The organism is Bradyrhizobium stylosanthis, assembly GCF_001641335.1.
GTDB lineage: Bacteria > Pseudomonadota > Alphaproteobacteria > Rhizobiales > Xanthobacteraceae > Bradyrhizobium > Bradyrhizobium stylosanthis.
This window is the reverse complement of the sequence record NZ_LVEM01000001.1, coordinates 1,098,541-1,110,418: the sequence shown is the minus strand read 5'-3', so window position 1 is coordinate 1,110,418 and position 11,878 is coordinate 1,098,541. Positions and strand designations below refer to the sequence as shown.

At 66.5% G+C, this 11,878-nt stretch carries 11 protein-coding genes; 5 read left to right on the top strand and 6 right to left on the bottom strand.

Going from position 1 to position 11,878, the window contains the following annotated elements; genetic code table 11:
- Positions 1 to 91: 91 nt before the first annotated feature.
- The 3 genes from A7X65_RS05505 to A7X65_RS05495 form a co-directional block, all read right to left on the bottom strand.
- Complete coding sequence (locus A7X65_RS05505; protein ID WP_063683274.1) at positions 92 to 1,303, bottom strand: MFS transporter; 1,212 nt, start codon at positions 1,301 to 1,303, stop codon at positions 92 to 94.
- Positions 1,303 to 2,154, bottom strand: a complete 852-nt coding sequence (gene kdsA, locus A7X65_RS05500) for a 3-deoxy-8-phosphooctulonate synthase (RefSeq protein ID WP_063683273.1) — start codon at positions 2,152 to 2,154, stop codon at positions 1,303 to 1,305. The genes A7X65_RS05505 and kdsA overlap by 1 nt, the downstream gene beginning before the upstream one ends.
- A gap of 127 nt (positions 2,155 to 2,281) precedes the next feature.
- Positions 2,282 to 2,608, bottom strand: a complete 327-nt coding sequence (locus A7X65_RS05495) for an NIPSNAP family protein (protein WP_063683272.1) — start codon at positions 2,606 to 2,608, stop codon at positions 2,282 to 2,284.
- 188 nt (positions 2,609 to 2,796) lie between these two features.
- Here A7X65_RS05495 and A7X65_RS05490 point away from each other — a divergent pair, with 188 nt between their 5' ends.
- The 3 genes from A7X65_RS05490 (at position 2,797) to A7X65_RS05480 (ending at position 5,636) form a co-directional block, all read left to right on the top strand.
- A complete protein-coding gene (locus A7X65_RS05490) occupies positions 2,797 to 3,474 on the top strand; it encodes a response regulator transcription factor (protein WP_063683271.1) in 678 nt (225 codons plus the stop codon).
- 10 nt (positions 3,475 to 3,484) lie between these two features.
- Positions 3,485 to 4,861, top strand: coding sequence for a sensor histidine kinase (locus A7X65_RS05485; RefSeq protein ID WP_063683270.1), 1,377 nt, complete (start codon positions 3,485 to 3,487; stop codon positions 4,859 to 4,861).
- Positions 4,862 to 4,973: 112 nt separating this feature from the next.
- Complete coding sequence (locus A7X65_RS05480) at positions 4,974 to 5,636, top strand: class I SAM-dependent methyltransferase (RefSeq protein ID WP_063683269.1); 663 nt, start codon at positions 4,974 to 4,976, stop codon at positions 5,634 to 5,636.
- Positions 5,637 to 5,640: 4 nt separating this feature from the next.
- Here A7X65_RS05480 and pyrG read toward each other — a convergent pair whose 3' ends face one another.
- The 3 genes from pyrG to tpiA form a co-directional block, all read right to left on the bottom strand.
- The gene (gene pyrG / locus A7X65_RS05475; protein ID WP_063683268.1) at positions 5,641 to 7,272 is read right to left on the bottom strand and encodes a CTP synthase; all 1,632 of its coding nucleotides are present in this window, start codon (positions 7,270 to 7,272) and stop codon (positions 5,641 to 5,643) included.
- A 166-nt stretch (positions 7,273 to 7,438) separates the two neighbouring features.
- Positions 7,439 to 7,825, bottom strand: coding sequence for a preprotein translocase subunit SecG (gene secG, locus A7X65_RS05470; RefSeq protein ID WP_063683267.1), 387 nt, complete (start codon positions 7,823 to 7,825; stop codon positions 7,439 to 7,441).
- 140 nt (positions 7,826 to 7,965) lie between these two features.
- Complete coding sequence (tpiA, locus tag A7X65_RS05465; RefSeq protein ID WP_063683266.1) at positions 7,966 to 8,721, bottom strand: triose-phosphate isomerase; 756 nt, start codon at positions 8,719 to 8,721, stop codon at positions 7,966 to 7,968.
- A gap of 223 nt (positions 8,722 to 8,944) precedes the next feature.
- Between tpiA and A7X65_RS05455 the strand changes: the two genes are divergently transcribed.
- Both A7X65_RS05455 and trpD read left to right on the top strand, forming a co-directional pair.
- Complete coding sequence (locus tag A7X65_RS05455) at positions 8,945 to 10,843, top strand: SurA N-terminal domain-containing protein (protein ID WP_063683264.1); 1,899 nt, start codon at positions 8,945 to 8,947, stop codon at positions 10,841 to 10,843.
- 14 nt (positions 10,844 to 10,857) lie between these two features.
- Positions 10,858 to 11,871 (top strand): anthranilate phosphoribosyltransferase, encoded by a 1,014-nt coding sequence (trpD, locus tag A7X65_RS05450; RefSeq protein WP_063683263.1) that lies wholly within the window; start codon positions 10,858 to 10,860, stop codon positions 11,869 to 11,871.
- Positions 11,872 to 11,878: the final 7 nt, after the last annotated feature.

The window sequence follows — 11,878 nt, the reverse complement described above, 5'->3', positions numbered from 1 at the left end:
AGCGAACGGTGAGATTTGATTTAAGATTGAAGGGAGTTGGCTACCGTTTTCTCCCGGACAATTACGGATGTCCGGTAATTCGGTACTTCCGTCAGGCGCGCGCGTCCGCCGGTGCCCGCGATTTGAGCCAGCGGGCGCAGACGAGGCCCAGCGTGACCATGATCGCCGCGCTCACGAGCAGCGTCGGCACCTTGCCGCCGTGCTGGAGGCCGAGGCCGTAGGCGATCGGGCCAACCGTCTGCCCCATGAAGAAGAAGAACGAGTGCAGCGACATCGCGGTCGCCCGCGCCCCGACGGAGAGCTCGCTGGCAAACACCTGGAGGCAGCCATGGATCATGTAGAAGCCCCACCCCATCGCCAGCATGCTGACGAATTGCAGCTTCCATTGGGGCCCTAAGGCGAGCAGGCCGAGCTGCAGCCCGACAAGGCCCGCGCCCGCGATCATCATGCCCTTGACGCCCAGCCATGGCAGGAAGCGCGAGACCGTGAAGGTGTAGAACAGCCCGCCGACCGCAAAGCCGGCGATGACGATGCCCGCGATCGACGGCGACTTCTCGCCGAGATCGAACAGCAACGCAGCGATGAAGGGAAACAGGCCAAACACGCAGCAGCCCTCGACGAACACCGCCGAGTAGCAGTAGCGCGTGTTGGGGTTGGCGAAGATGGTGCGATAGCCCTGTCGCAATGCCTTGAAATCGGTCTTCGGCGGCGCCGTCAGCGCGGCACCGCGAAAGCCGGCCGCCACCGCAACGGCCGCGATCAGACCGAGCGCGCCGAGGATCATCAGCACGCCGCGCCAGCCGATGAACTCGCCGATGATGCCGGAGGCGGTCGCACCTAACAGATTGCCGGTCATCGAGCCCGCGAGCGTGCGGCCGATCGCGACCTGCCGCTTGGCGGGTACGACGAGGTCGGCGGTCAGGCCGAGAGCGACCGGAAACACGCCGCCGGCGGCGATGCCTGCCAGGATGCGGCTCGCGAACAGGCCCGAGAAGGTGGTCGCGACCGCGCCGAGAATGGAGGCGACACCGAGCAGCGCCAGACACAGGGTCATCAGCCGCGCCTTGCCGAACATATCGGCGGCCGCGCCGATCACGGGCTGGACCAGCGCGTAGATCAGGGCATAGCCGGCCGCGATGCTGGCGGCGGTCGTGACGCTGATCGAAAAATCCTCGGCGACATGCGGCAGGACTGGATCGAGCGCGCGCGTCGACAGTGCCGCCGAGAAGCTCGCCAGCGCGATGATGTTGATCGCGGGTGGAAACTTCTGGTCGGCGGGCGCCCCGGTCGCAGGCTGGTGCATCAGCGCGTTGTGCTTTTCGTCACCGCGTCGAACGCCATCAGCGTACGGATCAGCGCCTCGAAGTCCCGCAGCGGCACCATGTTCGGGCCGTCGGACGGGGCGCGATCAGGATCGGGATGGGTCTCGATGAAGACGCCGGCAACGCCGACCGCGACGGCCGCGCGCGCCAGCACCGGCACGAATTCGCGCTCGCCGCCCGATGAGGTCCCCTTCCCGCCCGGCTGCTGCACCGAATGGGTGGCATCGAAGATCACGGGCGCGCCGGTGGTGCGCGCCAGGATCGGCAGCGCGCGCATGTCGGACACCAGCGTGTTGTAGCCGAAGGAGGCGCCGCGCTCGGTGACGAGCACGTTCGGATTGTCGGCGCTGGTGATCTTGGTCACCACATTGGCCATGTCCCAGGGCGCCAGGAACTGCCCCTTCTTGACGTTGACGACCTTGCCGGTCGCGGCCGCGGCCAGCAGCAGATCGGTCTGACGGCACAGGAAGGCCGGGATCTGCAGGATGTCCACCGCCTGCGCGACTTCGGCGCATTGCGTGGCTTCGTGCACATCTGTCAGAACGGGAAGGCCGAGAGAGGACTGGATCTCGGCGAAGATCGGCAGCGACTGTGCCAGCCCCAGCCCGCGCGCCGCCGACGCGCTGGTGCGGTTCGCCTTGTCGAACGAGGTCTTGTAGACGAGGCCGATCTTCAGCCGCGCCGCGATCTCCTTCAGTGCGGAGGCCACTTCCAGCGCGTGCTGGCGGCTTTCGAGCTGGCAGGGCCCGGCAATGATCGAGATCGGCAGATCATTGCCGAATTTGACGCTGCCGATGGTGACGACCGGCGCCGCTGACGTCGAAGAGCTCAAGGCAAATCCCTCGTTTCGGCGCGAACCATAGCCGCCGCGAGGGTCGGATCAACCCTATTCGGGCCGGGTCATCCGAATATCAGGGTTGCGCCGGGGCTCCCGGCGCCGCCCGTGCGTCGGCAGGTTCCTACTTCACCGCCGAGAAGGCCGTCGGCGTCAGGAACTGGCTGACGATATTGCCGACGATCTGGCCGTCCGCTTCGCTTTCGGCGCGCGCTTTCATCCAGTCCGGATCGGTCATGAACTTGCCCCACTTCGTCTCGCGCTCGCCAAGCGACTCCCAGGCCAGGAAATAGGTCAGCTCCTGGTTGGATTCGCCGATCAGCGTGGTGAAGAATCCGGCCTGGCGGATACCGTGCTTCTCCCACAGCTTCAGCGTCACCGTCTCGAACCGCTTCAAGAGCGCCGGCAGGCGGCCGGGGACGCAGCGATAGACGCGCATTTCATAGATCATTCTTGTTCCTCCCTGAACAGGCCCGGCGGTTATAGCGGCTGGCCCCGACGGTGTCTTGAGCCCCGCCCGGCCGCCCCTGTGGCGTTCCGCGCATAGCTTGCGCTTGCGGCGCTGCGCCGGACTCCCGCAATGCTGCCGCAATGATCGGGCCGCTACAAAGGCTCAGTCGCAGCCTGGGTGCCTGTCACATGCGGATTTTGCTGGTCGAGGACGAAGCGGAAATGGCCGGCGCGCTGGCCTCGGCGCTGAAGCGCTATGACATGGTGGTTGACCATGCCCCCACACTCGCCGAAGCGGAGGAAGCCATCTCCGCCGACGTCCACGCCGCGGTCCTGCTCGACCGCCAGCTTCCCGACGGCGACGGCCTTGCCCTGATCCCGAAGCTCCGGGCGCGCGCCGACGGTGTGCCGATCATCGTCCTGACCGCGCGGGGCGAGCTCGCCGACCGCATCGCCGGGCTCGACAGCGGCGCCGACGACTATCTGGCAAAACCGTTCGCGGTCGAGGAGTTGCTGGCGCGGCTGCGCGCCGTGCTGCGGCGGCCCGCGGGCCTGTCCCCCGACGTCATTCGTGCCGGCCGCCTCGCCTTCGATCTCGGTCATCGCGAGGCCAGCATCGACGGCACGCCATTCGAGCTGCCGCGCCGCGAGCTCCTGGTGCTCGAAGCCCTGGTCCGCCGCATGGGCCGGACCGTGCTGCGCGCGGCACTGGAAGAGGCGGTCTACAATTTCGACGACGAGATCCAGTCGAACGCGCTCGACACCCATGTCTCGCGGCTACGGCGAAAGCTCGCGGACGCCGACGCGGGCATCGAGATCCACGGCATTCGCGGCGTCGGCTATCTCCTCAAGAAGCTGCCAGCCTGAAGAAGCTGATATGAGCAAACACGACGATCCCTATTGCCTGCGCTCGCGGCTAAGCTGGCGCCTGCTCTCGCTCCAGGCGGCGATCCTGGTCGCGCTGGTCGCAATCGTCATCGCCGGGCTCTGCGCCTCCGGCTTCGCGCTCGCCGAGCGCGACGAGGACCGTGTCATCGATGTCGTCCAGCGCGCGCTCACACGCGATGCGCAAGGCGGACTGGCGTTGCGGCCGACCGCCGAGCTGCAGCAGTTGCGCAACGAAACGCCCGACCTCTGGTTTTTGGTGCGCGACCGGCAGGGCCGCTCGCTCAGCGAAGGCACCGTGCCGGCCGAGTTCGCCGCGATCGGCAACGGCCTCGACCAGATCAGCCAGGCGCGGCTCGGCTGGCAGATGTTCGAGGACGATCCACGCAAGCCGGCGGCGCGGCTGAAACGGGTCGACACGCCAGCGGGCAATGTGCAGGTCATCACGGCGACGCAGGGACGGCTGACGGGCGCCAAGGCGCTGTTCATGACTTCGCTTGCGTTCCTGGGCATCGCCCTGCCCGGTCTCTTGCTGATGGGAACGGCGACCTTCATCGCGACGCCGATGATCGTGCAGCGCGCGTTCAGGGGGCTCGATACCGCGGCGGACGAGGCTAGGCGCATCGACATCCACCAGCGCGGCGCGCGGCTTCCGGTGGAGCGCATTCCGCTGGAAGTCGTGCCGCTGGTATCCGCGATCAACGACGCGCTGGCACGGCTCGACCAGGGCTATGCCCGCCACAAGCGCTTCGTTGCGGACGCCGCGCACGAGCTGCGCACACCGATCGCGATCCTGAACACGCGGCTGGAGTCGCTCAGCCCCGGCCCGGACAAGACCCGCCTGCTGGAGGATGCCGCACGGCTTGCGACACTTGCCGAGCAATTGCTCGACATCCAGCGGCTCGACCGCTGCGGTCATCCCTTCACGCGCCTCAATCTCGTCGCGGTTGCGCAAAGCGTTGCCGCCGACCTCGCGCCGCTGGCGATCGCGGCCGGCTACGAGCTGGCGCTCGATGCGCCGGCGACACAGATCGAGACGATCGGCGATGCGGCGGCACTGGAGCGCGCGCTGACCAATCTCGTGCAGAACGCGATCCAGCACGGCCCGCGCCGCGGCACGATCGGGATTCGCGTCTCTAGTCCAGCGAACATCGAGGTCACGGATGAAGGCGCCGGCATTCCCGCCGATCAGCGCGAACAGGTGTTCGAGCCGTTCTACCGGCTGGCGCCGCTCGATCGCGGGGCCGGCCTCGGCCTCAACATGGTGCGCGAGATCGTGCAGCTGCACGGCGGCCACGTCTCGGTGGCCGATGGACCAGAGGGCGGCGCCTGTTTCCGGATGACGCTGCCGCCGGTTCGAAAGAGTTGATTCAATCCGCATCCGCTTCCGGCAGCGCAATGCTGTCGCAATGCGCCTCCGCAACACTGCATCCGTCTCACCTCCGATCTCGGGAGGTGCAAACCACGATGCCGGAGTGCGCATGCCCAACGATTTTCTTTCGTTCTTCCTGTCCTGGATGTCGTCACCGCGCCGGGTCGGCGCCGTCGCACCATCGGGTGCGGCACTGGCCGACCTCATCACGCGCGAGATCAGCGCATCGACGGGTCCGATCCTCGAGCTCGGTCCAGGCACCGGCGCGTTCACCTACAAGCTGCTCAAGCGCGGTGTCCGTCCGCAAGATCTCACGCTGATCGAATACGGCTCCGACTTCATGAAGCTGCTGCAGATGCGTTTTCCCGGCGCGCGCGTGCTGTGGATGGACGCAGGCCGGCTGACGACCGAGCGTCTCTATGACGGCGCGCCGGTCGGCGCGGTCGTGAGCGGCCTGCCGCTGCTCAACATGAGCAGGCGCAAGGTCATCTCGATCCTCGGCGGCGCGTTTAGCTATTTGCGCCCCGGCGGCGCGTTCTACCAATTCACCTATGGCATGAGCTGCCCGGTGCCGCGGCCCGTGCTCGACCGGCTGGGCCTGCGCGCAAAGCTCGTGGATCGCGCCTTGCTGAACGTACCGCCCGCCGCCGTCTACAGGTTGACGCGGCGGCCGCAGATGAAGCTGATCACGGGATCGCTTGCGCCTGAGCCGTCAGCGCGGGTGGCGCTGGAGCCGATGCATCACGCGCGCGACCACTCGGCCGCGCGCTGAACCATCACACCAGCCGGCTTTGCACCATCGCTGCCTGAATGAACGAGGCGAACAGCGGGTGCGGCTCGAACGGCCGCGACTTCAGCTCGGGGTGGAACTGGACGCCGATGAACCAGGGGTGGTCCTCGTACTCGACGATCTCAGGCAGCACGCCGTCGGGCGAGAGCCCGGAGAATTTCAGGCCGTGCTGCTCGAGGCGATCCTTGTAGGCGGTGTTCACTTCGTAGCGATGGCGGTGGCGCTCGGAAATCTCGGTCGCGCCGCCATAGACCTGCGAGACGCGGCTGCCGCGATTGAGCGCAGCCGGATAGGCGCCGAGCCGCATCGTGCCGCCGAGGTCGCCGGCTTGCGAGCGCTTCTCGAGCTCGTTGCCGCGCAGCCATTCCGTCATCAGGCCGACCAGGGGTTCCTTGGTCGGACCGAACTCGGTGGAGTTGGCGTCCTCGATGCCGACGAGGTTACGCGCCGCCTCGATCACCGCCATCTGCATGCCGAAGCAGATGCCGAAATACGGCACGTCGCGCTCGCGCGCGAACTGCGCCGCGCGGATCTTGCCCTCCGCGCCGCGCTGGCCGAAGCCGCCGGGCACGAGGATGCCGTTGACGTGCTCGAGGAACGGCGCCGGATCTTCCTTCTCGAAGATCTCGCTCTCGATCCAGTCGAGATTGACCTTCACCTTGTTGGCGATGCCGCCATGCGAAAGCGCCTCGATCAGCGACTTGTACGCATCCTTCATGCCGGTGTACTTGCCGACGATGGCGATGGTGACGTTGCCTTCGGGGTTGCGGATGCGCTCGTTGATCTGGTTCCAGCTCTTGAGCACCGGCGGGATGCGCGCTTCGATGCCGAAGGCGGCGAGCACTTCGTCGTCCAGGCCCGCGTTATGATAAGCCTCGGGCACGGCGTAGATGCTGTCGGCATCACGCGCCTCGATCACGGCGCTCTCGCGCACGTTACAGAACAGGCCGAGCTTACGCCGCTCTTCCTTCGGAATCTCGCGATCGGTGCGGCAGAGCAGGATGTCCGGCTGGATACCGATCGAACGCAGCTCCTTCACCGAGTGCTGCGTCGGCTTGGTCTTCAGTTCGCCGGCGCTGGGAATGTAGGGCAGCAGCGTAAGGTGAATGTAGATGGCGTGGTCGCGCGGCAGCTCGTTCTTGAGCTGGCGGATCGCCTCGAAGAACGGCAGGCCCTCAATGTCGCCGACGGTGCCGCCGATCTCGACCAGCACGAAGTCGTAGTCGTCATTGCCGGAGAGGACGAACTCCTTGATCGCGTTGGTGACGTGCGGAACCACCTGGATGGTCGCGCCGAGATAATCGCCGCGGCGCTCCTTGGAGATGATGTCCTGGTAGATCCGCCCCGTCGTGATGTTGTCCTGCTTGGTCGCAGGCCGGCCGGTGAAGCGCTCGTAGTGACCGAGATCGAGATCGGTCTCCGCGCCGTCATCGGTAACGAACACTTCGCCGTGCTGATACGGCGACATCGTTCCGGGATCGAGGTTGAGATAGGGGTCGAGCTTGCGGAGGCGGACCTTGTAGCCCCGGGCCTGCAGCAGGGCACCGAGTGCCGCTGAAGCCAGACCCTTGCCGAGCGAAGAAACCACGCCGCCGGTGATGAATATGTACCGCGCCATGGGACCTAACCTCTAATCCCTCGAATTCGATTCGCCAAAGCGATTCGTATTCCGCCCCAAAGATTCTGCGGGCCTGTGGGTGAGCCAAAACTAAGAGTGGTGACAGTGCCTTGATGGGGATTGTTGACGCAGGACGGTAGCCGCCGCCCTGCATGGCCCCCCTGCTTTATTGCGAACGCGGCACCTGCGGGCCGGTCGGAGCCGGCGCCTGCTGCTGCTCGTCGGCCTTCTTCAGCGAATCCAGGATGCCGCCTGAGGTCGGGGGCGCGATCGGCGAGCCGCCAGCCGGCTGGCCCTGCGAGGCCGGCGTGCCGATGATCGACGACGGCGCGCGGCTGTAGCCCGCGTGCCAGGACAGGAACATGCTGGTGAGGAAGAAAAGCCCGGCCAGAATCGCGGTGGTCCGCGTCAGGAGGTTCGCGGTGCCGCGGCTCGACATGAAGCCCGCGCCGCCGCCCATGCCGAGGCCGCCGCCTTCCGACTTCTGGAGCAGGACGGCGCCAATCATGACGGCGACGATCATGAGGTGAATGACGATGACAACGGTCTGCATAGTGTCCTTCCGTCACAAGCGGGCGGCGCCTGACGGCGGCCGATCGCGCTTCGCGGGTTTTCCTGAAGTTGCGCGGTGTTACACGATCGGAGGGGCTATTGCCACCCCCGATCGGGCCCGGACCAACCGGTTTGGGTTAGCTAGGGGCAGCCCTTGGCAATGGCAAGGAAATCGGCCGCCTTCAGGCTGGCGCCGCCGACCAGCGCGCCGTTGACGTTCTTGACGGCCATCAGCTCGGCCGCGTTCGAGGGCTTGACGGAGCCGCCGTAGAGGATGCGCATCCTGGCACCGTCGGCCTTGAACCGGGAGGTCAGGAATTCCCGGATAAACCCATGAATCTGCTCGACATCTTTCGCCGTAGGGGTCAGGCCCGTACCGATCGCCCAGACCGGCTCATAGGCCACGACCAGATTGGCGGAGGTGGAGCCATCCGGCAGTGAGCCGTCGAGCTGACCGCGCAGGATGTCCAGGGTCTGGCCGGCGTCGCGCTGGGCCTGCGTCTCGCCGATGCAGACGATCGCCGTGACCCCTGCCCGCCAGGCGGCTTCGGCCTTCTGCCGGACGAGAGCATCACCCTCGCCATGATCGGCGCGGCGCTCGGAATGGCCGACGATGATGGCGGTCGCCCCGGCATCCGCCAGCATCTCGGCGGCGATATCGCCGGTATGGGCGCCGGAGGCCTTGGGATGGCAATCCTGGGCTCCCACCGCGACCTTCTTGCCGGCCGCTTTACCGGCAAAAGCCGCAACCAGGGTCACCGGCGGGCAGACCAGCAGGTCGGCCTTGGCGGCCACCTCTGCCGCGCCATTGAGCATGGCGTCGAATTCGGCAGCCTGGGCCTTCAGGCCGTTCATTTTCCAGTTGCCGGCGATCAGCGGTCGGATGGCATCGGTCATATTAATTTCCAGCAAGATGAGGTTTGTGCATGCGCTAGCAGAGCTGCCACAGCAGTTCCAGAGACCAGGGGCGATTAACCGCAGCGCGGAGCCACGGCCTGACCTGAGGTTGCGGGGGGAAAGCCGCCACTTTATGATGATCTATCAATTTGGTGACGCGCTTTTGCGGAATCTGCATTAAGACGCGCTCCCGTTCCCCTCCTGACCAAACAAGTTGGACCAAATGCTTCGAGGAATGCGCAAGGCCTCATCAAACTGGCTCGGCAAAACCATTATGGCCATGGTGATGGGCGTGTTGATCATCAGTTTCGGCATTTGGGGCATCGCCGACATCTTCAAGGGCTTCGGGCAGTCCACGGTGGCCAAGATCGGCAGCACCGAGATATCGCTGAACGAGTTCCGGCAGATCTACACCGACCGCCTGCAGCAGATCAGCCGCCAGTTCGGCCGGCCGCTGACGCCCGACCAGGCGCGCGCGTTCGGCCTCGACCGGCAGGTGCTGCAGCAGACGATTGCGGAAGCCGCCCTCGACGAGGAGGCGCGCCGTCTCGGGCTCGGCCAGTCCGACGAGCAGATCCGCCAGGTCATCATGAACGACCCCAACTTCAAGGGCGTCGGCGGCACCTTCGATGCCAACCGCTTCCAGGCCGTGATCCGCAATTTCGGCTATACCGAGCAGCGCTACGTCGCCGAGCAGCGCAAGGTGTCGCTGCGCCGGCAGATCACCGGCACGATCGGCGCCGGCCTCGAGCCGCCGAAGACCATGATCGACGTGCTGACGCGCTTCCAGAACGAGCAGCGCTCCATCGAATTCATCAGGCTTGACGCGGCCCAGGCAGGCACCATCGACGCGCCCTCGCCCGAGGCGCTCGCAGCCTATTTCGAGGACCACAAGGTCCAGTTCCGCGCCCCCGAATATCGCAAGATCGCGTTCGTCGTGATCTCGCCGGAAGAGATCGGCAAATGGAGCGAGGTCTCCGACGAGGACGCCCGCAAGGTGTTCGAGCAGCGCAAGGACCGGCTCGGCACGCCCGAGAAGCGCCAGATCCAGCAGCTCGTGTTTCCCAACGAGGCCGAGGCAAAGGCTGCACGTGAGCGCCTCGTCGGCGGAATGTCGTTCGAGGATCTCGGCAAGGAGCGCGGTCTCAGCGCCTCCGACATCGATCTCGGGCTCGTGACCAAGTCCTCGCTCGACGCTGCGGTCGGCAATGCGGCCTTCGCGCTGCCCCAAGGCGAGATCAGCCAGCCGATCCAGGGCGCCCTCGGCACCTCCATAGTCAAGGTCGACAAGATCGAGCCGGGCAATGAGGCCGACTACGCGAAGCTTGCCGGCGACATCAAGCGCGAGATCGCGGCCGACCGCGCCCGTACCAAGGTCGCCGATCTCCGCGACAAGATGGAAGACGAGCGCGGCGGCGGCGCCAGCGTGATCGACGCGGCGCAGAAGCTCGGCCTCACCGCCGTGACCATCGACGCCGTCGACCGCTCCGGCCGCGCCCCGAACGGCCAGCCGGTCGCCAACATCCCGCAGGGCCTCGACGTGGTGTCGCAGGCCTTCAACACCGATGTCGGCGTCGACAACGACGCGATCTCGTTCAAGGGCGGCTATGCCTGGTACGACGTGCTGGGCATCACGCCGTCGCGCGATCGCAACCTCGACGAGGTGCGCGACCAGGTCGAGGCGCGCTGGCGCCAGGACCAGATCGCGACCAAGCTGAAGGCCAAGGCGACCGAGTTGGTGCAGAAGCTCGAAGCCGGCGGCAAGCTTGCCGATGAAGCCACTGCGATCGGCGCCAAGTTCGAGACTGCGACCAGCTTCAAGCGCGACGACTCGCCCGCCGGCGTGCCCGGCACCGTCGTTGCAGCCGCCTTCCGCACCGCCAAGGACGGTGTCGGGCAGACGGCCGTCAGCGGCGGCAGCGAAGTGATCGTGTTCCGCGTCACCGACATCGTCGATCCCGCGGTCGACGCCGCCTCCGACGCGGTCAAGAAGCTGACGGAAAGCCTCGACCGCGCCCTGACCGAGGAGCAGATCGCCTCCTACGTCAACAAGCTTGAAACCGACATCGGGACCACCATTAATCAGGCCGCCTTCGCGCAAGTGACCGGCGCGAACCAGTGAGTTGAAAGCACGCGATGGACGACCTGAAATCGATCATTGGAAAAGTGGCGACCGGCGCCAGCCTGTCGCGTGACGAAGCCTCATCCGCCTTCGACGCCATGATGTCGGGCGAGGCGACGCCCTCGCAGATGGGCGGCCTGTTGATGGCGCTGCGGGTGCGCGGCGAGACCGTGGAAGAGATCACCGGCGCAGTCGCGGCGATGCGCTCCAAGATGCTGACCGTGACGGCGCCGTCCGACGCGGTCGACATCGTCGGCACCGGCGGCGACGGCTCCGGCTCGGTCAACGTCTCGACCTGCGCCTCCTTCATCGTCGCGGGCGCCGGCGTGCCGGTGGCCAAGCACGGCAACCGCGCGCTGTCGTCGCGCTCGGGCGCTGCGGACGTGCTGGCGTCGCTCGGCGTGAAGATCGACCTCAAGCCCGAGCAGGTCGGCCGCTGCGTGCGCGAATGCGGCATCGGCTTCATGTTCGCCCCTGCCCACCATCCCGCCATGAAGAATGTCGGGCCGACCCGGGTCGAGCTCGCGACCCGCACGATCTTCAACCTGCTTGGTCCGCTCTCCAACCCGGCCGGCGTGAAGCGGCAGATGGTCGGCGTCTTCTCCCGGCAGTGGGTGCAGCCGCTGGCGCAGGTGCTCAAGAACCTCGGCTCGGAAGCCGCCTGGGTCGTGCACGGATCCGACGGCCTCGACGAGATCACCCTCACCGGCCCGACCTTCGTGTCCGCGCTCGAGAACGGCGAGATCCGGAATTTCGAGGTGACGCCCGAGGAAGCCGGGCTCTCGCGCTGCGAGACCGGTGCGCTCAAGGGCGGCGACGCCGACGCCAATGCGATCGCGCTGCAAAGCGTGCTCAGCGGCAAGCCGAGCCCCTACCGCGACGTGGCGTTGATGAACGCCGCCGCCGCGCTGGTCGTGGCCGGCCGTGCCAAGGACCTCAAGGAGGGCGTTGCGATCGGTGTGCAATCGCTCGACAGCGGCGCGGCCAACGCGCGGCTGAAGCATTTGATCGCGGTCTCGAACGGCTGAGCCTGAC

Coding starts and splice junctions, on each gene's coding strand:
- A7X65_RS05485 (WP_063683270.1), top strand. CDS start 3,485: ATGAGCAAACACGACGATCCCTATTGCCTGCGCTCGCGGCTAAGCTGG.
- A7X65_RS05480 (WP_063683269.1), top strand. CDS start 4,974: ATGCCCAACGATTTTCTTTCGTTCTTCCTGTCCTGGATGTCGTCACCG.
- pyrG (WP_063683268.1), bottom strand. CDS start 7,272: ATGGCGCGGTACATATTCATCACCGGCGGCGTGGTTTCTTCGCTCGGC.
- secG (WP_063683267.1), bottom strand. CDS start 7,825: ATGCAGACCGTTGTCATCGTCATTCACCTCATGATCGTCGCCGTCATG.
- A7X65_RS05455 (WP_063683264.1), top strand. CDS start 8,945: ATGCTTCGAGGAATGCGCAAGGCCTCATCAAACTGGCTCGGCAAAACC.
- A7X65_RS05490 (WP_063683271.1), top strand. CDS start 2,797: ATGCGGATTTTGCTGGTCGAGGACGAAGCGGAAATGGCCGGCGCGCTG.
- A7X65_RS05495 (WP_063683272.1), bottom strand. CDS start 2,608: ATGATCTATGAAATGCGCGTCTATCGCTGCGTCCCCGGCCGCCTGCCG.
- tpiA (WP_063683266.1), bottom strand. CDS start 8,721: ATGACCGATGCCATCCGACCGCTGATCGCCGGCAACTGGAAAATGAAC.
- A7X65_RS05505 (WP_063683274.1), bottom strand. CDS start 1,303: ATGCACCAGCCTGCGACCGGGGCGCCCGCCGACCAGAAGTTTCCACCC.
- trpD (WP_063683263.1), top strand. CDS start 10,858: ATGGACGACCTGAAATCGATCATTGGAAAAGTGGCGACCGGCGCCAGC.